A 24,073-nucleotide genomic window follows, 5' to 3' on the forward strand; every position below is an offset into this window, starting at 1 on the left:
AGGTTAACTAATTTCAATAAGTGTTTTGGTCCATGCTGTAATCCACTTTGAAAGCAGATTAACAAACTCATCATCGTCATTCAAGCAAGGAACCGTTGTAAAATTTTCCCCTCCCATTTCATGAAAAATGGCTTGTCCTTCCATGGCTATTTCTTCAAGGGTTTCCAGACAATCACTAACAAATGCAGGTGTCACAATGGCCATGTTTTTTACACCTTGCTTACCCAAACGCTCAATAGTTCTGTCTGTATAAGGCAGTAACCAAGGGTCGAAGCCTAAACGTGACTGAAAAGACGTGGAGTACCTATCTTTTTCAAGCTCCAATTTTTCGGCAACCAATCTGGTCACTTCATAACATTGGTGCCTGTAACAAAACTTATGGGCTTCTGATGGGGTGATACAACAACTACCGTCTATTTTACAATGCGATTTTGTAACATCACTTTTTCTAATATGACGTTCTGGAACACCATGATATGAAAATAATAAATGCTCATAATTTTTACCTTGTAAATGATTTTTTATTGAGTTGGAAAGCACCTCGATATAATCAGGTTTATTATAAAAAGCGGGAACCGATTCTATTTTTAAATTCGGAAAGTATTGTTGACGCAGCTCTTCGGTCAACACTGTAATGGTTTCCGTAGTTGCCATAGCAAACTGGGGATATAAAGGAAACAACAAAACCTCATCGACCCCTTTATCTACCAATTCCTGTAGCCCTTTTTTAATGGTCATACTCCCATAACGCATGGCCAATGCAACAGGAACATCTACTTGTTTTTGAATCTTATTTTGAAGTCTTTCAGACAATACAATTAAGGGCGAACCCTCTTCCCACCATATCTTTTTATAAGCTGCTGCCGATGCCTTAGGTCGCGTCTTTAAAATAATCCCTTTAACTAATAACGTCCTTGCTGCAAACGGAATATCAATAACCCGCTCATCCATTAAAAACTCACCTAAATACTTTTTTACATCTTTTGGTTCTGGGCTATCCGGGGAACCAAGGTTGACTAGTAAAACTCCTTTTTTCATCAATAGTTTTTTACGAAGATAATGACATTACATATTTTTTTGGTGTGGTACCGTATTTCTTTTTAAAAGCTGCAATAAAATGACTAGAAGTACTATAGCCCACTTTAAGCCCTACTTCATTAACATTATTATCGCCCGATTCTAATAATTTTCTAGCAAATTCCATTTTATAATCAAATAAAAAACTAAATACCGAATCACCATAAATTTGCTTAAAACCTTCTTTTAGTTTTTTAAGATTTAACCCTATCTCGTCAGCTAACTCCTGTAAACTAGGGGGTTCTGCCATACGAGCAATAACAATTTCTTTGGCCTTTCTAATTTTAATAACATTTGTTTCATCTACTAAAAATGGGCATTGCTCAATATCGGCATCTTCACTTCTATTAAAATATAAACTTAAAAGCTCGTATGCCTTTCCTTTAAAATAAAGATTCTTAATAGATTGATTAAAGTTGTAGTTTATCAATTGATTTAAAACGATAGCCATTGAAGGCGAAATAACACCATCTTTATAATATTTTTTATCCTTATTACCATCACTTAAAAAAGTAATGTAACCAGCTTCCTGAGAAAATAAGCCATGAAAATTTTTAATAGATATTAAAATAGAAACCATCCAGGAATTAGGGTCTATTTGCAGATTTATTGGCAAATCGCGCTGCGGATTATATAATAACAATGAATTCTCTTCTAAAATATTCAATGTATACCTTCCTTCATTAAATACAAACCGACTTGTCCCCTTGACGCAAAAATGAAATTGAATATAATCACTATCTATTTCTTTAGCAAGAGATTGCACTTGGTTCGATTCATTTTTAAAGGTAAGCACTAAAGCACCATCATCTACTTTTGTTTCATCAAAAGAACTTTGAGCGACACTTTTCTGATTGTTCATTTCATCTTTCATAACAACTTTATTTAGATTCGTTCTAAATAAATTAGGTAAAAAGAGCCTAATTCTCTACAAAAATATGACATTTATCATATTTTTAGGAAAAACATCCTTAAAAAACCACAAACGATATTAAAAGTTCTTTAAGCGTTATTTTTTTATCCCTATCCACTATACATTTGCTTTGAAATATCAGGTATCAGCATGCAAAAATATAACATATCAAGAAGTAACTACTTTTATGCCATTGGTTTGAGCTATAAAAAAGCCGATGCGGATATAAGAGGGCATTTTAGTTTAGATGAGGATGGTAAATTAGCTTTACTCAATCAGGCTAAAGAAAATGATATTGAAAGTTTGGTAGTTACATCTACTTGTAACCGAACTGAAATTTACGGATTTGCACAACACCCTTTTCAATTAATTCAGTTACTCTGTGATAATACGAGAGGTACCGTTGAAGAATTTCAAAAGGTAGCATACATATACAAAAATAAAGAAGCCATTTCACATATGTTTCGCGTAGGCTCTGGTCTAGATAGTCAGATTCTTGGAGATTTTGAAATTATAAGTCAGTTAAAAACCAGTGCCCGCGTTTCAAAAAAGCACGGATTACTCAATCACTTTACAGAACGATTGGTCAATGCGGTAATCCAGGCTAGTAAACGTATAAAAACTGAAACCAATATTTCGTCTGGAGCAACATCAGTGTCTTTTGCATCTGTTCAGTATATTTTTAATTCGGTCGAAGATGTTTCGAATAAAAATATTTTACTGTTCGGAACTGGAAAAATTGGCAGGAATACCTGCGAAAACCTTGTAAAGCATACTAAAAATGAACATATCACTTTAATAAATAGAACCAAAGATAAAGCAGAACAAATTGCCGGAAAGTTTAATCTAGTGGTTAAAGATTATGCCAATTTACAAGAAGAGATTAGCAAATCAGATATTTTAATTGTTGCTACTGGTGCACACAGGCCAACAATTGACAAGCACCTTATCCAATCTAAAAAGCCTCTTTTAATTTTAGATTTATCTATCCCAAAAAACGTGAATGAAAATGTTGAAACATTAGAAAATGTGTCGTTAGTGCATTTAGATCACTTATCTAAAATTACAGATAAAACCTTAGAAGAAAGAAAAAAGCATATCCCTATTGCCGAATCTATTATAGAAGAAGTAAAAATGGAGTTTAACGAGTGGTTAGAAACCAGAAAATTTGCTCCAATCATAAAAGCATTAAAACATAAACTGGCTGATTTTGCCACAGCAGAATTAGAAACGCAACGCAAGAAAAATGCTGATTTCAATGAAGTTCAGGCAGCGTTAATTAGCAGCAACATTATTCAAAAAATCACCAACCATTTTGCGCATCATTTAAAAGATGACAATATCTCTACCGATGAGAGTCTGGAACTTATAAAAAAAGTGTTTCAGTTAGAACCAACAACGCATGTCTAAAACCATTAGAATTGGCACACGCGATAGTGAATTAGCACTATGGCAAGCCAAAATAGTACAACAACAACTCGAAAACTTAGGTCATAAAACACAATTAGTTCCTGTAAAATCCACTGGCGATTTAGTACTGGATAAGCCTTTGTACGAGTTAGGAATTACGGGTATTTTTACCAGAACCTTAGATATCGCCATGTTAAATCATGACATTGATATTGCCGTTCATTCTCTAAAAGACGTACCAACCATTTTACCTAAAGGTATTATACAGGCAGCTGTTTTAAAACGTGGTAATACAAATGACACGTTGGTATTTAAAAATAATGAAGAGTTTTTAAGTTCTAAAGAGGCTATTATAGCTACAGGAAGCTTACGCAGACGTGCCCAATGGCTCAATAGATTTCCAACACATAAAATTGTTGATTTACGGGGCAATGTGAATTCGCGTTTACAAAAACTGGAAGATAATACCGATTGGAATGGTGCTATTTTTGCAGCTGCGGGTATTGGCCGCATCGGCATAAGACCAGAAGATGCCATTAATTTAGATTGGATGATTCCTGCTCCAGCACAAGGTGCTATTATGATAACAGCTTTAGAGGAAGATGATTTTGTTAGAAACGCCTGTGCCGAATTAAATCATGAAGAAACCGAAATCTGTACCACGATCGAACGTGAGTTTTTAAATAAGTTAGAAGGCGGTTGTACAGCTCCTATTGGCGCGCTCGCTTATATAAAAAACGAAGAAATCAATTTTAAAGGCGTCTTACTAAGTACAGATGGCACCAAAAGAATTGATGTTACCCGCGTAAAAAAACTAGGTGAACATAATGATATGGCTTCGTTTTGTGCCGATTTTATTATAGAACGAGGTGGCAAGCGTTTAATGGACACAATTAAGAATGCTGGTAAAAAAACAAATGTCTATTCAACAAAATCGTTCACGGAAGACCAACGCCTTTTGTTTCATGAAAAAATTGTTCCGGAAAGCACCGATCTTATAAAAATAAGCTTGAATAGAATCCATCCCAGATTCCTGAAAAACGAGATCCAGAATGTAGTTATCACCAGTAAAAATGCGGTAGAGTCTCTAATCACTAATTATGATTCAACAGCATTACAGTTTAAAAACATTTACTGTGTTGGTAGGCGCACAAAACGTTTGGTAGAGAATAGAATTGGTAAAGTAACACATTACGAAAAAAGCGCAAAAAAACTAGCAGAGTATTTAGTTGAATACATGGAAGGTGTAGAAGTCACATATTTTTGCAGCAATTTAAGATTAGACGATTTACCAATAATACTAACCGAAAGCAACATAAAGGTAAACGAAGTAGAAGCTTACCAAACGAAGTTTGATAGTAAAAAAATAGACGACTCTGTTGAATGTGTTATGTTTTACAGTCCATCTACCGTACAAAGTTTTGTACAAAAAAACGATGCAGAAATTATTGCCTTTTGCATAGGAGATACCACTGCAAAAGAAGCAAAAAAGCATTTTAAGGATGTTAGGGTAGCAAAAGTACCAACCGTAGAAAGTGTGATCGAGTTGGTGAATGAACATTATGTTTAAAGTCAACTGTCATTCTTGTTTGTCACACTGAGCGCAGTGCCCAAATAGGAATCCATAATATAAAATTTAAGTTTCAATTAAAAAGATTCCGCCAAAGTTTATCTTGAGTGTAGACGAAAGGCGGGAATGACAAAAATATGATAAAGAACGATTTATTTTTAAGAGCATTAAAAGGAGAAACCGTTAATCGTCCACCCGTTTGGATGATGCGTCAAGCGGGGCGTTATCTACCGGAATTTATTGCTATTCGCGAGAAATACGATTTCTTTACACGCTGTAGAACCCCAGAATTGGCCAGCGAAATTACGGTACAACCTATTCGCCGTTATGGCATGGATGCAGCCATTTTATTCAGTGATATTTTGGTCATTCCACAAGCTATGAATATTGAGGTACAGATGAAACCTAATTTTGGCCCGTATTTACCAAACCCTGTACGGACTCAAAAAGATGTCGATCATGTTATTGTTCCAGATGTAACCGTAGAACTAGACTATGTATATCAAGCCATAAAAGCAACGAAAGAATTGCTTAATGATGAGATTCCCTTAATTGGATTTGCAGGCTCGCCGTGGACTATTTTATGCTATTGCGTACAAGGCCAGGGAAGCAAAACTTTTGATAAAGCTAAAGAATTTTGTTTTACCAATCCAATGGCAGCACACCAATTACTTCAAAAAATAACCGACACCACCATTGCTTATCTAAAAGAAAAGGTAAAAGCAGGTGTTAATGCCGTTCAAATATTCGATTCTTGGGGCGGCATGTTATCCCCTGTTGATTATCAAGAGTTCTCCTGGCAATATATCGATCAAATCATTGAAGCCTTAAAAGATGAGGCTCCAGTAATTGCTTTTGGTAAAGGCTGTTGGTTTGCACTGGGCGACATGGCAAAAAGTAATGCATCTGCTTTAGGTATAGACTGGACATGTTCAGCCAGAAATGCGCGTTATTTAACAGGTGGGAACGTGACTCTTCAGGGTAATTTCGATCCATCCCGTTTGCTATCACCACCTTCAGAAATAAAGAAAATGGTACACCAAATGATTAATGAATTTGGTAAAGACAAATACATTGTAAATTTAGGTCATGGTATTTTACCTAACATTCCGTTAGGTCACGCCAAAGCATTTATAGATGCGGTAAAAGAATTCCCATCCTAACCTTCCCAAAGGGAAGGAACCAACATTCTTGGAAATTCTAAATATGTATTTGTAAATTTATGCTTAATTAATAACGATTTAAACCCCTTCTCCTTTGGAGAGGGCTAGGGAGAGGATGATTAAAAACATAATATTAGGAATAAAGGCCTATTTCGGCGCTTTTAGTTTAATTTCTAAACTAAAACTATGGAAATATTTTGCAATTCCTATGCTTATAAGTTTTATAACAGCCATCATTATTTTTGCTTCAGCTTATGGGCTATCCGATAACGTTGGCGTATTCATTTCAAAAATTTGGATTTGGGATTGGGGAAAGGAAACCTTTTCATCAATTAGCACTTTTATTGGAGGGCTCTTTATTATTGTTATTGGATTAATCCTTTTCAAACATATCATTATGGCATTATCGGCGCCATTTATGAGCCCCGTATCCGAAAAAATAGAGGCCCATTTAACAGGACATACGCAACACACACATAGAAACACAACATTTACACAACAACTTTGGCGCGGTATAAGAATTAATGGAAGGAACTTGTTTATGGAATTATCATTGACCATCCCCATACTGCTTTTAAAGTTTATACCTGTTATCAATATATTTTCAACCCTATTGCTCTTTTTAGTTCAGGCTTATTATGCTGGTTTTGGCAATATGGATTATACACTAGAGCGCCATTTTAAATATCAGGAAAGCACTTCTTTTGTTAGAAAAAATCGCGGTTTGGCCATCGGTAACGGCATGGTATTTATCTTATTTTTATTAATACCTGTTATTGGTGTTATATTCGTATTGCCACTATCTGTAACAGCAGCAACAACAAAAACAGTAGAGGCACTTCAATTAAAAACCAAACTTCAAAATGCTTAGTTTTAATGGATATAGCTTAGAACCTATTCAACCACAAGACGCTTGGAATTTATGTCATTTTATTGTTGCAAATGAAGATCGATTAAAACGCTATTTCCCCAAAACATTAGAACAAAATTTAACCCCCGATTTATCCAAATTCTTTGTTCAAAAAAAAGTAAAACAATTTAATTTAAAAGAAGAATTATTGTTTACCATTAAAGAAAATAAGTCTGGTGAATTAGTTGGTCTGGTCTATATAAAAGAACTCAACTGGAATAAAAAGCAAGGTGAGTTTGCCTATTGCATTGGATACCCTTATGAAAGAAAAGGAATCATCACTAAGGCTATTAGTACATTATCAGAATATGCCTTTATTAACTTAGGTCTGGAAACACTTCAAATTATTGTTCATAAAGACAATATAGCAAGTGTGAAAATTGCCGAAAAATGTCATTTTATTTGGAAAAGAACCTTGAATAATGCATTTACTCCTCCCGGAGAAAATCCATTAAACATGGAATTATACGAATTATCCCGTAGAGACCTGTCAGGTTTTGAAAACCTGACAGGTCTCAACAGGTCGCATAAAATCAACAAATGAAACAAGAAAAAATAGAAAAAGACTATTATTACCATATCTTCAATAGAGGAATTAATAGCGGTATTATTTTTCAAAACGAAGATAATAAGTCTTATTTCTTAAAGTTAATTAAAAAACACTTAACGGGTAAAGTGAATATTCTGGCTTATTGTTTAATGGATAATCATTTTCATTTGGTTGTTAAAATTCTTGAAGAAGAATCAATCGTTACGCAAGCTTTTTCTAATCTTTTCAATGCTTACGCTAAAACATATAATAAACAACAGAATAGAACGGGAACGCTTTTTGAAAGACCATATAAAAGGATTCACATTCAAAATGAAGACTATTTAAAAAGGCTTATTCTTTATGTCCATAAAAATCCAGAGAATCATCATATAGTTAAACGTTTTGAAAACTATGAATTCTCATCATATAAAAACTACCTCAATGATAATAATACTATTGTTACAAATAAATCATATATTTTAAATCTTTTTAACGATTTGGAAAATTTTAAATATGCTCATAACTCAGACCTGTCAGATTTCGAAAATCTGACAGGTATTAATGACACAATCAAACCAAAAACAATCAAGTCCAAATTTTATAAATACATACAAGGTTTACAGGACCGCATCACATCAAAACTTGAAACCATTGATGGCAAAGCCACATTTAAAGAAGACCTATGGAAACGAACAGAAGGTGGCGGTGGACGTACCCGAGTTATTGAAAACGGACGTGTTTTTGAAAAAGGCGGTGTAAATATTTCTGGTGTTCATGGTAAACTTCCAAAATCAATGCAATCTTATTTTAAAGTAGGTGATGTCGACTTTTTCGCCTGCGGATTAAGTTTGGTTTTACATCCTAAAAGTCCCATGGTACCTACAGTGCATGCTAACTGGCGCTATTTTGAAATGTATGATAAGCAAGGGGACATAATTGATAGTTGGTTTGGGGGCGGACAAGATTTAACCCCTTATTATTTGTTTGAAGACGATGCCAAACATTTTCATCAAACCTGTAAATCGGCTTGCGACAAACACAATCCCGAATTTTATCCAAAATACAAAGCACGTTGTGACGACTATTTTTATAATGCACATCGTAATGAAGGTAGGGGTATTGGTGGTTTATTTTTCGACTATTGCAAAGCTTCAGAAACCATGACCATGGAAAATTGGTATCATTTTGTAACCGAAGTTGGAGATAGCTTCTTGCATGCTTATGTGCCCATTGTTGAAAAAAGACAAGCATTAGAATATACAGAAGCACAACGAAATTGGCAAGAAATTCGTCGCGGACGTTATGTCGAGTTTAATTTGGTGCACGATAAAGGAACTCTTTTTGGGCTAAAAACCAACGGCCGTATAGAAAGCATTCTAATGAGCTTACCCCCTCATGTACAATGGGTTTATGACCATCAACCTGAAGCTGGAAGTGACGAAGAAAAATTAATTGAAATACTACAAAACCCTAAAGACTGGGTTTAATTAATAAATATTTAGACCTGTCTAGTCCGTAAAATTAAAAAAACATGTTCCCACTAAAAAGAAACCGCAGATTAAGAACCAACGAAGCCATTCGCTCCTTAGTTAGAGAAACTATTATAACGCCTAATGATTTTTTAGTACCCCTTTTTATCGTTGAAGGTAAAGGTGTTAAAGAAGAAATCACTTCAATGCCAAATTATTACAGATATAGTCTAGACTTACTCGAAAATGAAGTAAAAGAATTATGGTCGTTAGGGTTAAAATCGGTGCTACTGTTCGTAAAAGTACCAGATAACCTAAAAGACAACAAAGGCCTAGAAGCTTTAAATCCAAATGGATTGATGCAACGTGCTATTAAAACGGTTAAAAATGTATGCCCGGGAATGCTTGTGATGACCGATGTGGCACTAGACCCTTATTCGGCTTACGGGCACGACGGCATTATTGAGAACGGAAAAATCTTAAATGATAAAACCGTTGATGTTTTAAGTGAAATGAGTGTCTCACACGCCCAAGCTGGTGCTGATTTTGTAGCGCCAAGCGATATGATGGACGGTCGGATCCTTTCTATTCGTGAAGCCCTGGAAGATGAAGGTTTTACAGATACAGGTATTATGAGCTACTCAGCAAAATATGCCTCAGCATTTTACGGACCATTTCGAGATGCATTGGATTCTGCCCCTGTGGACTTAATCAATATTCCCAAAGACAAAAAAACCTATCAAATGGATTATACTAATCGCTTTGAAGCTATTAGAGAAACCGAAATGGATATAGATGAAGGTGCAGATATTGTTATGGTAAAACCTGGATTATGCTATTTAGACATCGTAAGAGAAATTAAAAATGACGTCGATGTTCCTGTTGCCGTATATCAAGTTTCTGGTGAATATGCCATGTTAAAAGCTGCTGCGGAAAAAGGCTGGCTAGAACATGATGCCGTCATGATGGAACAAATTACTGCTATAAAACGTGCCGGTGCCGACATCATAGCCTCATACTTTGCTAAAGATGTAGTTAAAATTTTAAATACTTAATGACTTCCTTGCTGCCCGAGAGATGCTAAAGAGGTTCTTAAATAAAAGAGACAAACCAATCTACTAAATATGGTAGATTGGTTTATTCTATTTTACCTCAGCAGCCAATAGCTCCTTCGCATTTCCAATATCAACTTTATAGTCATAAAGCTTTGGAATATTAATTGATTTAGTCACTGTATCTTCTTTATGGGAAATTAGTTTTAAAATAACTGTTTTATTCTCTGCAAATTTAGCCTCAAGCGTGATCTTATCTTCTCCTTTTATTTTAGTCACTTTAAGTTTTTGCGTTTTCTTATATGCTTTTAAATTCTCATCCTCATAGCTTAAAATTTTATCCGCTCGTTTCTCAATTTTTTCTTGCCTTTCCCGCTCTTTTTTTTCTATATTAATATGATATAGAGCCAAAGTCCCTCCAATTAAAATAGTTATAGTTGCCAAAGCAACCCATCTTTTAGCTTCAATGATATCTTTTTTTAAACCTAAGACTAATTTTCCGTAAGCATTATTAATTTGTAATGGGCTTCTTAAATCCAGCTCCTCTAATTGTGCATTTTGTCCTACGGATATTTTAAACATCGCTAAAAAAAGGATAATGTATGGTAAAACAAAAACTAAATAAACCTTAACATTAGTAGTTGAGGTGATTAAATTGGCAGTCAAGCCAATAATGGTGTAAAACCCCACTAAAGCTTTTAAATAAACACTATAGTTTGTTAAATGACGATTGAGATTGATAAATGTATTATTAACGATATCTTGGCCTTTGGCAAGCCAAAAACTATCAAAATCTTTTAAGTCTCTCATTTTACTTCTTCTTTAAATACACTCTTTGGCTATGTCCACAAGCACATTTAATAACTATATAGTCATCAATTATATTGGTTTTAGCTATATCATTATGTTTAGAGAGATTAAATTCTATTTCTCCAACTGGTCTACTAACAACAGTATATATTGAAGAAATAATAACACTAAATGTTTCATTACAATCATTTTTTGCACAAATAACTTCTACAAGCTCATAAGATGGTTTTTTGGTTGTCATAAATTTACTTTTTTAAATTATGCTATTAAATCAAAAAAAAAAATTAAAAGAAAAGGACTATACCAACCAACAGTATTTCCTTACACAATTTACAAAATAAATTTTGACTATTTTAGCAATTAAATTAATTTTTAATGAGTGCATTAATTTTTTGGGCCACAATTTCTATCTTCTTCTCTTTTTTATGTTCTATACTCGAAGCTGTTCTGTTAACTGTTACTCCAACATTTATAAACGTTAAAAAGCAAGAAGGAAAAGAATATGCATTTACTTTAGAACGCTTAAAAAAAGATGTCGACAAGCCTTTAATTGCCATACTCACTTTAAATACGATTGCGCACACGCTGGGAGCCATGATGGTTGGTATTCAAGCAGAAAAACTACCCTATAAAATAGAACTAGCTGGCATTAATACTGTTGGGGTTGTTTCGGCTATTATGACTTTATTAATTTTAGTTGCTTCAGAAATTATTCCAAAAACCATTGGGGCAACTTATTGGAAAAACTTGGCCAATTTCACTTCAAAAGCATTAACTCTTTTAATTTTTCCTTTAAAATGGACAGGTATTTTATGGCTTTTGCAACTCACCACCAAGCTTATTGGAGGTAAAAGCCATGGAAGTGTTTTAAGTCGCGAGGATTTTCATGCCATGGCGGATATGGCTCATGAAGAAGGCGTGTTTCAAGAAAATGAAAGTACGATTATTAAAAATTTATTGACTTTCAAGGAGGTTTTAGCGAAAGATATCATGACTCCCAGAACCGTTATGCTAACAGTAGATCAAAATACAACTGTCGAAGATTTTTTTAATGAAAATATAAACCTTCGTTTTTCAAGAATCCCTATTTACTCAAACGACCCAGATAACATCATAGGATTAGTGCTTAAGGACGAAGTTTTTAAAGAAATGGCACTGAGTCATGGAGACAAAAAATTATCTGATCTAAAACGACATATTATTATTGTTAACCGTAATCTCCCCATTCCTAACTTGTTTGAGCAGTTAGTTGATAGCAGAAACCATATGGCTTTAGTTGTTGACGAATATGGCTCTGTAAGTGGTTTAGTAACTATGGAAGATGTTATTGAAACACTTTTAGGCTTAGAGATTATGGATGAAAGCGATAACGTTTCCGACCTTCAACATCTTGCACGTAAAAGCTGGGAAGCCAGAGCTAAAAAATTAGGTATTTTAGATGAATAATAATGAAAAACAATGGAAACCTGCATCATTCGATCACCTTTAGGTTACACAAAAATAGAAGGAGATATTAACGGTATCACTTCTGTAAATGTTTTAAATAATATAAACTTCTCCGAAGAAGAATCGAATAAATTGTCCTTCCTGCCTTTCGACTTCCTGCCCGTCCGGCAGGCGGGCGCTCAAGATAAACTTCAGCAAAAATCAAAAGAAAATTTAACGGATATTATCCCTGTAGAATTAGAAGACTGTGTATGCCAGCTCAAAGAATATTTTGAAGGCAAGCGTAGCCAATTCAATCTAAAGTTGAATCCTCAAGGCACCGAATTTCAAAAAAAAGTATGGAAACAGCTTGAACAAATTCCCTATGGTAAAACACTTTCTTATTTAGAATTATCAAAACAACTAGGTGATGTAAAAGCCATTCGTGCTGTAGCAAACGCCAATGGGAAAAATCCACTTTGGATTATTGTGCCTTGTCATCGTGTTATAGGTAGCGATGGTAGTTTAACAGGATATGCTGGCGGCTTGCATCGTAAAAAATGGTTGCTAGAACATGAAAGCCCTTACAAACAACAATCCCTTTTTTAAAAATGTACAGAACGCTTACTAAAATCTTAAAAACCTTTTTAACGGATGCTCAAATCTATAAATATGGATTTAATTGGTCGCCTATGTATAGACGTACAACTGCTAAAGTAATTAAGGTTTCCAGTAATTTATTGTATGTTAAAATAGCTATTCCATTAAGTATAAAAAACAAAAACTACGTAGGCTCCATATTTGGAGGCAGTCTCTTTTCTGCTACCGACCCTATCTATATGATTCAACTTATAAACATTTTAGGGGATCATTATATTGTTTGGGATAAAGACGCTACCATAAGATATAAACGCCCTGCTAAAGAAAATGTTTATGCAGCGTTCTCTTTTTCATCTGAAGAGATCGAGAACATTAAAGTTCAAGTTGCTCAAAATGGTGAATTAAATTTGACAAAAACTGTTCATATAACAAATAAGGATGGTGTTGTTTTTGCAGAGGTCATTAAAACCATTTATGTGGCAGACAAAACTTTTTATAAAGAAAAACGGCAGTTAAAGGCAAATAAAAAATAAGCTTATTTTTTTCGTATAGAATTTTCTTATCTTTAGTTTCAATAAACTCATATAAATGAAATTACTCAAATTCATGGCATCACTACTTCTAACAGTAGTGGTTTTTTATGCTTTTAACACAAAGCTTGGCGCTATTCCTCCTATTGGCAAATTCCTGAGCCCGTCTCAAGGAATTTGGCAAAATGACAAAGATGAATCTATTACTGGTAATGTTGAAATTGAAGGTCTTTCAAAAGATGTGACCGTAAAATACGACGAACAACTTATACCTCACATATTCGCTAAAAATGATATTGATTTATATAAAGCTCAAGGTTACATAACAGCAAAACATCGCTTATGGCAAATGGAATTTCAAACCCTTGCCGCCGCCGGAAGGTTATCTGAAATAATCGGGGAGAAGGCATTAAATTACGATAGGGCCCAACGTAGAAAAGGCATGATTTATGGCGCCGAAAAAAGCTTAGAGGTTATTAAGGCTGATGAAGCATCCTTAGCCTACTTGCAAGCATACAGTGACGGTGTCAATGCATTTATCAATGAATTAGATCCTAAAGATTACCCTGTGGAATATAAGCTTCTTGACTATAAGCCCGAAGCATGGTCGATTGAAAAAACAACGCATTTATTAATGTATATGACCGATATGCTATGTGGCGGGGATTCGGATTTAGAATATACCAACCTGCTAAGAAAATTAGGTCAAGAACGTTTTGATTTACTTTTTCCAGATTTTTTTGATGTTAACGACCCTATTATTCCGAAAGAAACAGACTGGAGCTTCATTGATACGGAAATGAGTGAAATTCCTCAAAGCGAATTGCCCTTGGATTCTATTTCTGAAACCATGGAAAAACCACACCCTAACAACGGCAGTAATAATTGGGCGGTTTCTGGTAATAAATCGTACTCTGGGAATCCTATGTTGGCAAGTGATCCCCATTTAGGGCTTAACCTGCCTTCCATATGGTTTGTCATGCAATTATCTTCCCCGACCCAAAACACATACGGAGCCACACTCCCAGGCGCCTTAGGTGTTATTATAGGGTTTAATAATCATATTTCCTGGGCGGTAACCAATGCCACTCGCGATGTTAAAGATTGGTATAAAATAGCATTTAAGGATGCCAGCAGGCAAGCTTATAAATACAACAATCAATGGAAAGACACCCAGGTTAGAATAGAAGAAATTAAAATTAGAAATAAAGAAACATTTCTAGATTCTGTGGTCTATACACATCATGGCCCGGTAAGTTATGATCATACCTTTAAAAGTGATGACGAAAAAATGGGCTATGCCATGAAATGGGCAGGGCATATAGGCCATAATTTTACGCGTTTATTTTATAAACTCAATAACGGGAAGAATTACGATGATTATTTAAATGCGATTGCCTCCCATGTGGCACCCGCCCAAAATTTCGCATTTGCTTCAACAGATGGCGATATCGCTATATGGGTACAAGGACAGTTCCCAAATAAATGGAAAGGCCAAGGCAAGTTTTTAATGGATGGGAGTAAACCCGAACATGACTGGCAAAGTTTTATTCCTCAAAAACTTAACGCACATGTTAAAAATCCAGATCGGGGCTTTGTTAGTTCTGCCAATCAACATCCCGTTGATGCATCTTATCCTTTTTATGTTTTTAACGATGGTTATGAAATTTACAGAAATAGGATCATTAATAATTTTCTTGAATCGAAAGAAAAAATTACGATTCAAGATTTTAAAGACCTACAAAACAACAACTTCAATTTAAAAGCTTCAGAATTACTTCCCCATATGATTAAACATATGGATACGTCGCAACTAACACCAGATGAATTAGACGTTTTAAATATCATTAAAAGTTGGAACTTCTATAGTGAAACCGATCAAATAGCCCCTAGTATTTGGGATGCCTGGTGGACAAAATTATACGCTTTGGTATGGGACGAATTCAATAGTGACAATGTAGCCCTAAAACCACCTTTTACTTATCGAACAATAAATATGCTAAAGAACTACCCAAACGATCCATTTATGGACATTGTAGAAACACCTGAAAAAGAAACAGCAAACGACTTGTTTTTAATAGCATTTAAAGAGGCCATAAAAGAACTCACAGATTGGAAAGCAGAACACGGAAACTACAATTGGCGAGGGTACAAAGGGACATTTGTTGGTCATTTACTTCAAGCGCTCCCTGCTTTTTCCAGATTGGATTTACCTATTGGAGGAGATCGCAATACGGTTAATGCAGCAGATGTAAACCACGGCCCTTCATGGCGCATGATTGTGGAAATGAGCTCCCCTCCAAAAGCATTAGGGATATATCCAGGCGGGCAATCGGGCAATCCAGGCAGTAAATATTACGATAATTTCATAGATAAATGGGCTCATGGAGAGTACTTCGACATATTATTTATGCAAGATCAAAATAATAACAACGGTATTATTGCTACCCAAACTTTAAAATCAAGACAATGAAAAAAAATATTCTAAATTTTATAGCAACTATTGTTTTAGCCCTTATACTATCCCTGTTTTTACCATGGTGGTCTGTCATGGTGGCTGCTTTCATAACAAGTCTGTTTTTTAGTTTAAAACGTAGTGCCGTTTTTTTCATGCCATTTTTAGCCATAACTCTTTTATGGATCGCCCATGCTTTTTGGTTGAGCAACGCCAACGATTTTATTTTGGCCAATAAAATTGCTGTATTGTTACCCTTAAATGGAAACCCTTATTTGTTACTCCTTTTAACAGGGTTTATTGGAGGGCTTGCTGCTGGAGTAACTGCGGTTTTTGGAAAGCAAAGCTTAGTTTTAATAAAAGGTTTTAATCAATGATTTCTAAACTTCATTTAGAAAACATCTTATTTCTGGATATTGAAACAGTTCCAGAGTCCCAATATTTTTCCGATTTAGATGACACTAAACAAGCTCTTTGGGACAAAAAATCCCAGTACCAGCGCAAAGACGAATTTACGGCCGAAGCATTTTACGATCGTGCAGGTATTTGGGCCGAATTTGGAAAAATAGTTTGTATTTCGGTTGGGTATTTTAATATTTTAAATGATGTGCGTACCTTTAGGGTCACTTCATTTTATGGTGATGAAGTTAAAATTTTAAAAGATTTTAAAAACTTATTAATATCACATTTTAGTGAAACGAAACATCTGCTCTGCGCACATAATGGTAAGGAATTCGACTTTCCATATATAGCACGTCGCATGATAATTAACAATATTGAATTACCTTATAAGCTAAATCTCTTTGGAAAAAAACCTTGGGAAGTGCCTCATTTGGATACTTTAGAATTATGGAAATTTGGAGATTACAAAAGTTATACATCACTAAAATTATTAACTCATGTTTTAGGAATCCCATCACCAAAAGACGATATAGATGGTAGCGAAGTGTATCGCGTATATTATGAGGAAAATGACATTGACCGCATTATTATTTATTGTGAAAAAGATACCATTGCCGTGGCTCAAATATTCTTAAGATTACGCGGTGACAATCTTTTAGTTGATGATGAAATTATCCATATTTGATACCATTAAACTTCTAATTAGCATATAATGAAGGAAAACACGATTCTAAACGTTAAAGACCTTTCCATTTCATTTGGAAAAAACGAAGTGATCCATAAGATCTCTTATCATCTAAATAAAAATGAAATATTAGGTATTGTGGGAGAATCTGGTTCGGGAAAATCTGTGTCATCTTTAGCTATTTTGGGTTTATTGCCAAAAAAGATTTCAAAAATCACTTCAGGAAGCATTCATTATAATAACGAAAATTTAACCACACTTGCCTCAAAAGCATTTCAAAAAATTCGAGGAAAAAAAATTGCCATGATTTTTCAAGAACCCATGAGTTCTTTAAACCCATCTATGAGCTGCGGAAAGCAAGTTCAGGAAATTTTATTGCAACATACATCACTTTCTAAACAGGCAGCCAAAGACGAAACCCTTTTATTGTTTGAAAAAGTGAAACTCCCTAACACCATAAGGGTTTATAATTCTTATCCACATGAGATTTCCGGTGGACAGAAACAACGTGTTATGATCGCTATGGCCATTGCTTGTAAACCTGATATCTTAATTGCAGACGAACCTACCACTGCACTCGATGTTACGGTTCAAAAAGAAATTATTAAATTACTAAAAGTATTGCAGGTTGAAACAAAACTGAGTGTTATTTTCATTACTCATGATCTGGCTTTAATTTCTGAAATAGCAGATAGGGTTCTGGTGATGTACAAAGGGGATATTGTTGAACAAGGGGGTGTTTCAACTATTTTTAAAACACCCAAACATGCTTATACAAAAGCACTTATTAACTCGCGGCCCTCACTGGGTATACGATTAAAGACCTTACCAACCATCAATGACTATTTAAACGGTACAACGTCAAACGAAGTTATCACTACTAAGCAGCGGCAACTGCAACACGAAAAACTATACAACCAAGAACCTCTACTAGAGGTTATAAATGTTGAAAAAGAATATATCTCCAAATCTGGTTGGTTTACTAAACCGCAATCATTTAAGGCGGTAAACGGTATTAGTTTCAAATTATACGAAGGAGAAACATTAGGTTTGGTAGGAGAATCCGGTTGTGGCAAATCTACATTGGGAAATGCCATTCTTCAACTAGACAAGGCAACAGCTGGGCACATATTATATAAAGGCATTGATATTACAAAACTATCCCATTCTGAAATTAAAAAACTTCGAAAGGACATTCAAATTATTTTTCAGGACCCATACGCTTCATTAAACCCTAGAATGCCTATTGGCGAAGCTATTATAGAACCTATGAAGGTTCACAATCTTTTTAATTCGGACAGGGAACGAAAAGAAAAGACGATAGATATTTTAAACCGTGTTGGTTTATCTGAGGACTATTTTAATCGTTATCCACATGAGTTTTCTGGAGGACAAAGACAGCGTATTGGGATCGCGAGAACAATCGCATTACAGCCCAAATTAATTGTGTGTGATGAATCTGTTTCTGCTTTGGATATCTCCGTTCAAGCACAAGTTTTAAACCTCTTGAATGAGCTCAAGGAAACTTTTGGTTTTACCTATATTTTTATTTCACACGACTTGGCTGTGGTAAAATATATGTCCGACCAATTATTGGTAATGAATAAAGGCATGATAGAAGAACTGGATGATGCAGATACCATCTATAATGCACCAAAAAAAGAATATACCAAGAAATTAATTGAAGCTATACCTAAAGGGTTATAGCATAAATATTTTTTTTGTTAAGTATAGTAGGCTTTTTAAAAATTGTAAATTTTCTCTAAGTGTTTCTTTAAATTTACTTTCGTTTAATGTAGGTTGTTCAGGTAGATTTGTTGCAAATTTCATAAGTTTTTCAATTTATGGTAGATTTGAGGAAATCTATATTAGTTGATAATTTTGGGGACAACAAATATGATATTTTTTTTCAATTAAATAGATTAAAAACATATAAAATCGACGAAATGCATTTATTTTTAACATTTTTATCGATAATCAAAGAATTTTAAATGGTAGTGCATACCACATATTAATATACTTTAATGGAAAAATGGTTATCACAAAAGGCCATAAAGGCGTACGGTAATAAAACCATAACATTACTTTTATATTTACCGAGCAAAGTATGTGTTGAACCCATTTAAACTACCCAGTCAAGCTGAGCACATGTTTTTCAACTGGCTAAAAATGACCGTTTACTCTACCGTATGTGTGTACACTTTTAAGAAGGACACGAATGACACAGATTTACACGAATCAATACCTTATACCAAATGGATTTTAAAATGAGGGTAAAATAATTTAGAATATAGCGTGCTCTTATGAATAATAAAATCTAAGTATAGCCTAAGCTACGGTTCTATACCCAATCAAGCTGAGCACATGGTTTTATTATGAAATATGTGCGCGATAGAAATGAATTATTAGCTTCATTTTAAAGTTTATTTAGTATTATAATAAATACATAGCTAAGTTAAACATGAACACGAGTCACCAAGCCTTTGCAGACTTGAGAGGGTGTCTAAAAAGTAAAGGTAATGTCACATTTAGCGCAGTCGAAATGTTTTAAATCACTGATAATCAATAAACAGTTTTAACAGAGCCTGTGCTGAGTTTATCGAAGTACTCAACCTGACAAGGGAAATCAAAGACTTTTTAGACACCCTCAATTAACGTAAAACTCGTATGGGAGTTCATTTTCGCTAAAATCCAAAAAGCTTAAATGAGTTCATTATTAAAAAAAGAAAGCTTATTAAAATTTAATTGGTAGCTCGCTTTTTACCTGGCATAAATTAGATGGCCATTTCAGGAATTTCGCCATCAACAATTAGAGTACCTTCGGTGGCATTTTTTATATCTTCTATAGAAACACCTGGTGCGCGTTCTAATAACTTAAAACCTTGATCTGTGACTTCGATTACAGCCATATTAGTGACTATTTTTTTTACACAGTTTACACCAGTTAATGGCAATGAGCATCGTTTTAAAAGTTTAGATTCGCCTCTTTTATTTGTATGCATCATAGCCACGATAATATTTTCAGCACTAGCAACTAAATCCATGGCGCCTCCCATGCCTTTTACCATTTTACCCGGTATTTTCCAATTCGCTATATCACCATTTTCTGCAACTTCCATAGCTCCCAAAATGGTTAGGTCTACATGCTGTCCTCGTATCATAGAAAAACTTAGAGCCGAATCAAAAAAGCTTGCTCCCGGCAATGTTGTTATGGTTTGTTTCCCTGCATTTATAACATCGGCATCTTCTTCGCCCTCAAACGGAAATGGGCCCATTCCCAAAACACCATTCTCACTTTGAAACTCTACCTCCATATCGTTTCTTACATAATTAGCGACCATAGTTGGAATCCCTATCCCTAAGTTTACATAATAACCATCCTTTACTTCTTTTGCTATTCGCTTTGCTATTCCTATTTTATCTAACATTTTTAAAGTTTTAAGTGTCTAAAGTTTTAAGTGCCTAAAGTTTCTCAATATTTCGCTTTCGATACAAACAATAACTTAAGCGCATTTTAAGTACTTATAACTTTTAACTTCATTTTTAACCTCTTTGCCTCACCGTCCGCTGTTCTATTCTTTTCTCATATTTTTCTCCTTTAAAAATACGCTGCACAAAAATGCCGGGAATATGAATTTGATTAGGATCTAAATCCCCTAAAGGCACTAACTCTTCAACTTCAGCTACCGTTATTCTTGCAGCGCCGCACATATTAGGATTAAAATTCCTGGAAGTACCTTTAAAAATCAAGTTACCGGCAGCATCCCCTTTCCAAGCTTTTACAAACGCAAAATCGGCTTTAAAAGCATGTTCCAACACATACATTTTTCCTTCAAAATGTCTGGTTTCTTTTCCTTCTGCCACTTCTGTTCCATAACCTGCAGGTGTATAAATAGCCGGAAAACCAGCTTGAGCAGCCCGACAACGCTCTGCTAGAGTTCCCTGAGGAATCAGTTCGACATCCAATTCGCCGGAAAGCATCTGACGTTCAAATTCATCGTTCTCTCCCACATAAGATGAAACCATTTTTTTTATTTGTTTTTTTTGAAGAAGTAAACCCAGTCCAAAATCATCAACTCCTGCATTATTGGATATACATGTTAACCCCTTTACTCCAAGTTTCACCAATTCTGAAATAGCATTTTCCGGAATGCCACTAAGTCCAAAACCTCCAAGCATAAGTGTCATGTTATCGGATACGCCTTTTAGGGCATCTTGAACATTAGCAACCTTTTTATTAATCATTTTATTAAATTTTTACCGCATAAATTTACGTATAAATGAATTATTTTTAAAATAATTACCCAATAAGTTATTTATCAATAAAATTTAACCGTTAATGCAGGATTTTGTTTATCGAATAAAGCAATAAAAAGAGGGCGAATTCTAAGTTAAAACCCAAAGAATTCGCCCTTCCATTTATTTTTCAAGAATATTTATTAAAACCCATCGCCAAAAAACCCTGTACAAAAGCATATTTTTTGAAAAAGACACAAATTTGTACGAATCTATGACCTTATGGTTCCGTAGTAATGGACTAAACATGAGCACAAATCAACCAAGTCTGTACAGACTTGAAACCTCTCTATAGACAGATTAAATTAGTGAAAATTTGTGTCATTCGTGTCTAACCTTATTGATTCATTACATGGGTGTCAAATCAAATTAAGAATATATCTATTAAAACCCATCTAAATCATCAGGAATATCATCACCCGGATCATCATCAATAGTATCGGACGCTTTGGAACAATCTACATTGATGGATAAGTTTGTTGGTTTTTCAAATGCTTCTTTAGAAACATTCAATGTTTCATCTGCATAACAACTTTTCATATATAAGCCCCAAATAGGCAATGCCATAGAAGCACCTTGCCCGTAAGTTATGGTTCTAAAATGTGCGGCCCTGTCTTCTGCGCCTACCCAAACACCCGTAACTAAATTAGGCACCATGCCCATAAACCAACCATCACTTTGGTTTTGAGTGGTCCCGGTCTTTCCTGCTATCGGATTGGTAAACCCATAAGGGTAACCTGTAATAACTTCTTTATATTCTGTTCTACTAGCTGCAAATTTATGCTTTAATCTTGATCCTGATCCGCCTTCGGTAACACCTTCCAAAAGTTTCACTACAACATAAGCAGTTTCTTCATTTAGAACATCGCGTGTTTTTGGTTTGAACTGATATAAAATTGTGCCATTCTTATCCTCAATAGTAGTTACCATTACTGGTTTTGTGTATACTCCTTTATTAGCAAATGCAGCATACGCCCCTACCATTTCATAGAGGCTTATGTCCGGCGTCCCCAAAGCTATGGATGGCACTGCGGGGATATCCGATTCGACTCCCAATTTTTTCGCTAAATCCACAACTGGTTGTGGCCCTACTTTATCTATTAATCTCGCTGTTATGGTATTTACAGAATTTGCTAAAGCATTCTTTAAGGTTCGGGTACCACCATAATCATCTTCTCCGCCAGAGTTCTTAGGGCACCATTCTTCTGGATTCCCATATTTTCCTTTTTCTATACAAAAAGGGGTGTCTGGAAATTCATCACAAGGCGAATAATGCAATTGATCTATGGCTGTTGCATAAACAAGTGGTTTAAATGTAGATCCTATTTGACGTTTTCCTTGTTTTACCATATCGTACTGAAAATGCCTATAATTCATACCGCCTACCCATGCTTTTACATGCCCAGTTAAAGGATCCATAGACATCATACCTGGTTTTAAAAACGATTTATAATATCGCATCGAGTCTATAGGTTTCATAATAGTATCTACCTCCGAAGCTTTACCTTCCTTCCATTCAAAAACAGTCATTTTAGTTGGCTTATAAAAAGAGGCTTCAATCTCTTTATCGGACTTACCTTCTTTTTTTAATATTCTCCATCGTTCACCTTGCCGCATCGAACGCTTCATTAAAGTTTTTATTTCCTGCTGTGTAAGTTCTAAAAATGGCGCTGTTGGATTCCTTTTTGGCGTATTTTGGTTAAAGAACTCGGCTTGCAATCTGGACATATGCTGTTGTACTGCAATTTCTGCGTATCTCTGCATCCGTGAATCGATCGTTGTATAAATCTTTAAACCATCATTATATAAATTATATTTAGTCCCATCAGGCTTCGGGTTTTTCTTAATCCAATCTTTCATAAAACCATCTAAATAGCCTCTAAAATAGGTAGCTATACCATCACGATGTGACTGTGGCGTATAACGTAAGTCCAACGCTGTTTTTTGAAGTGAATCTTTTACAGCTTCAGTAATATAGTCATATTTTTCCAATTGGTACAAAACAACATTACGTCTGTTTTTAACCCCTACGGGGTTTCTTCTTGGGTTATATAACGCAGAATTTTTAAACATCCCAACCAGCATAGCTGATTCTTTCATGCTTAATTCTCCTGGTTCCTTATCAAAATAAATAGCTGCTGCACTACGGATACCATCCGCATTGTTACCAAAATCATAAATATTAAAATATTGCGCAATAATTTCTTCTTTGGTATATTGGCGCTCTAGACGTATAGCAATAACCCATTCTTTTATTTTTTGTATTGCTGTTTCCAATTTATTTTTAGATCTAACTCCAACAAATAATTGCCTGGCCAACTGTTGAGAAATCGTACTTGCACCACCTCTTCCTCCCAAGAAAAAGAAAGCTCTTAAAGTTCCTCTAGCATCAATACCTGAATGATCATGAAAACGAGCATCTTCAGTGGCAATTAAAGCATCTACCAAATTTTGTGATAATTCATCGTAGCTTACAGGTGTTCTATTATCGTTCAAATAAAACTTTCCTAAAGTTTTTCCATCAGAAGAAATCACCTCGGTTGCCAGATGTGTTTTAGGATTTTCTAATTGTGTGTGATCTGGCATGTCACCAAAAACACCCCATGAGGCTAATAAAAAAAGAAGCAATACAAAAAGTACGCCTCCTAAAAATAACATCCAAAACCAACGTATATATTTTGAAAAATCTTCTGTGGTTGTTTCTTGCTTTTTTCTTGCCATTTAACTTTATCGATATTTACTAGGTATAATTCTAAGAAAATCCAGAATTATAG

The 24,073-nt window shown here is 34.8% G+C and carries 21 protein-coding genes and 1 pseudogene; 15 read left to right on the forward strand and 7 right to left on the reverse strand.

Annotation, left to right across the window (positions count from 1 at the left end):
* Nucleotides 1-3: 3 nt before the first annotated feature.
* Nucleotides 4-1,038 carry a ferrochelatase gene (hemH, locus tag PQO00_RS14425; protein WP_274185549.1) on the reverse strand — a complete coding sequence of 345 codons (1,035 nt, stop codon included), beginning with the start codon at nt 1,036-1,038 and terminating at the stop codon, nt 4-6.
* A 10-nt stretch (nt 1,039-1,048) separates the two neighbouring features.
* Nucleotides 1,049-1,951: a helix-turn-helix transcriptional regulator gene (locus PQO00_RS14430; protein WP_274185550.1), complete on the reverse strand. Its 903-nt coding sequence runs from the start codon at nt 1,949-1,951 to the stop codon at nt 1,049-1,051.
* 189 nt (nt 1,952-2,140) lie between these two features.
* Between PQO00_RS14430 and hemA the strand changes: the two genes are divergently transcribed.
* The 8 genes and pseudogenes from hemA (at nt 2,141) to hemB (ending at nt 10,099) form a co-directional block, all read left to right on the forward strand.
* Entirely contained in the window at nt 2,141-3,400 is a 1,260-nt protein-coding gene (gene hemA, locus PQO00_RS14435) for a glutamyl-tRNA reductase (RefSeq protein WP_274185551.1), read from the forward strand.
* Entirely contained in the window at nt 3,393-4,970 is a 1,578-nt protein-coding gene (gene hemC, locus PQO00_RS14440; protein ID WP_274185552.1) for a hydroxymethylbilane synthase, read from the forward strand. The genes hemA and hemC overlap by 8 nt, the downstream gene beginning before the upstream one ends.
* Nucleotides 4,971-5,107: 137 nt before the next feature.
* Entirely contained in the window at nt 5,108-6,133 is a 1,026-nt protein-coding gene (hemE, locus tag PQO00_RS14445; protein WP_274185553.1) for a uroporphyrinogen decarboxylase, read from the forward strand.
* 115 nt (nt 6,134-6,248) lie between these two features.
* Nucleotides 6,249-7,004, forward strand: coding sequence for an EI24 domain-containing protein (locus tag PQO00_RS14450; protein WP_274185554.1), 756 nt, complete (start codon nt 6,249-6,251; stop codon nt 7,002-7,004).
* Nucleotides 6,997-7,587, forward strand: a complete 591-nt coding sequence (locus tag PQO00_RS14455) for a GNAT family N-acetyltransferase (protein ID WP_274185555.1) — start codon at nt 6,997-6,999, stop codon at nt 7,585-7,587. Before PQO00_RS14450 ends, PQO00_RS14455 begins: the two co-directional genes overlap by 8 nt.
* Nucleotides 7,584-7,937 (forward strand): annotated as a pseudogene (locus PQO00_RS14460) (transposase); the annotation flags it as partial. The gene PQO00_RS14455 and the pseudogene PQO00_RS14460, both read left to right, overlap by 4 nt.
* 222 nt (nt 7,938-8,159) lie before the next feature.
* Nucleotides 8,160-9,062, forward strand: a complete 903-nt coding sequence (hemF, locus tag PQO00_RS14465) for an oxygen-dependent coproporphyrinogen oxidase (RefSeq protein WP_274185599.1) — start codon at nt 8,160-8,162, stop codon at nt 9,060-9,062.
* A gap of 44 nt (nt 9,063-9,106) precedes the next feature.
* A complete protein-coding gene (hemB, locus tag PQO00_RS14470) occupies nt 9,107-10,099 on the forward strand; it encodes a porphobilinogen synthase (RefSeq protein WP_274185556.1) in 993 nt (330 codons plus the stop codon).
* A gap of 87 nt (nt 10,100-10,186) precedes the next feature.
* Here hemB and PQO00_RS14475 read toward each other — a convergent pair whose 3' ends face one another.
* Complete coding sequence (locus tag PQO00_RS14475) at nt 10,187-10,906, reverse strand: hypothetical protein (protein WP_274185557.1); 720 nt, start codon at nt 10,904-10,906, stop codon at nt 10,187-10,189.
* Between the two features lies 1 nt (nt 10,907).
* Complete coding sequence (locus PQO00_RS14480; protein ID WP_274185558.1) at nt 10,908-11,147, reverse strand: hypothetical protein; 240 nt, start codon at nt 11,145-11,147, stop codon at nt 10,908-10,910.
* 134 nt (nt 11,148-11,281) lie between these two features.
* On the opposite strand from PQO00_RS14480, the gene PQO00_RS14485 reads away from it, so the two are divergent.
* The 7 genes from PQO00_RS14485 to PQO00_RS14515 are packed head-to-tail and all read left to right on the forward strand — an operon-like array spanning nt 11,282 to nt 18,710.
* Nucleotides 11,282-12,352 (forward strand): CNNM domain-containing protein, encoded by a 1,071-nt coding sequence (locus PQO00_RS14485; RefSeq protein WP_274185559.1) that lies wholly within the window; start codon nt 11,282-11,284, stop codon nt 12,350-12,352.
* A 12-nt stretch (nt 12,353-12,364) separates the two neighbouring features.
* Nucleotides 12,365-12,940: a methylated-DNA--[protein]-cysteine S-methyltransferase gene (locus PQO00_RS14490; protein WP_274185560.1), complete on the forward strand. Its 576-nt coding sequence runs from the start codon at nt 12,365-12,367 to the stop codon at nt 12,938-12,940.
* A 2-nt stretch (nt 12,941-12,942) separates the two neighbouring features.
* Nucleotides 12,943-13,464 (forward strand): DUF4442 domain-containing protein, encoded by a 522-nt coding sequence (locus PQO00_RS14495; protein ID WP_274185561.1) that lies wholly within the window; start codon nt 12,943-12,945, stop codon nt 13,462-13,464.
* Between the two features lie 55 nt (nt 13,465-13,519).
* The gene (locus tag PQO00_RS14500) at nt 13,520-15,934 is read left to right on the forward strand and encodes a penicillin acylase family protein (protein WP_274185562.1); all 2,415 of its coding nucleotides are present in this window, start codon (nt 13,520-13,522) and stop codon (nt 15,932-15,934) included.
* A complete protein-coding gene (locus PQO00_RS14505) occupies nt 15,931-16,293 on the forward strand; it encodes a hypothetical protein (protein ID WP_274185563.1) in 363 nt (120 codons plus the stop codon). Before PQO00_RS14500 ends, PQO00_RS14505 begins: the two co-directional genes overlap by 4 nt.
* Nucleotides 16,290-17,003 (forward strand): 3'-5' exonuclease, encoded by a 714-nt coding sequence (locus tag PQO00_RS14510; protein WP_274185564.1) that lies wholly within the window; start codon nt 16,290-16,292, stop codon nt 17,001-17,003. Before PQO00_RS14505 ends, PQO00_RS14510 begins: the two co-directional genes overlap by 4 nt.
* A 27-nt stretch (nt 17,004-17,030) precedes the next feature.
* On the forward strand, nt 17,031-18,710 hold the full coding sequence (locus PQO00_RS14515) for an ABC transporter ATP-binding protein (RefSeq protein ID WP_274185565.1): 1,680 nt from the start codon (nt 17,031-17,033) through the stop codon (nt 18,708-18,710).
* A 1,067-nt stretch (nt 18,711-19,777) separates the two neighbouring features.
* Here PQO00_RS14515 and PQO00_RS14520 read toward each other — a convergent pair.
* The 3 genes from PQO00_RS14520 to PQO00_RS14530 all read right to left on the reverse strand — a co-directional run bounded on the left by PQO00_RS14520 (nt 19,778) and on the right by PQO00_RS14530 (nt 24,020).
* On the reverse strand, nt 19,778-20,431 hold the full coding sequence (locus PQO00_RS14520) for a 3-oxoacid CoA-transferase subunit B (protein ID WP_274185566.1): 654 nt from the start codon (nt 20,429-20,431) through the stop codon (nt 19,778-19,780).
* Nucleotides 20,432-20,546: 115 nt separating this feature from the next.
* Entirely contained in the window at nt 20,547-21,248 is a 702-nt protein-coding gene (locus PQO00_RS14525) for a CoA transferase subunit A (RefSeq protein WP_274185567.1), read from the reverse strand.
* Nucleotides 21,249-21,683: 435 nt separating this feature from the next.
* The gene (locus PQO00_RS14530; RefSeq protein WP_274185568.1) at nt 21,684-24,020 is read right to left on the reverse strand and encodes a transglycosylase domain-containing protein; all 2,337 of its coding nucleotides are present in this window, start codon (nt 24,018-24,020) and stop codon (nt 21,684-21,686) included.
* Nucleotides 24,021-24,073: the final 53 nt, after the last annotated feature.

Origin of the sequence: Flavivirga sp. 57AJ16 (assembly GCF_028736925.1) — a bacterium.
Lineage (GTDB): Bacteria > Bacteroidota > Bacteroidia > Flavobacteriales > Flavobacteriaceae > Flavivirga.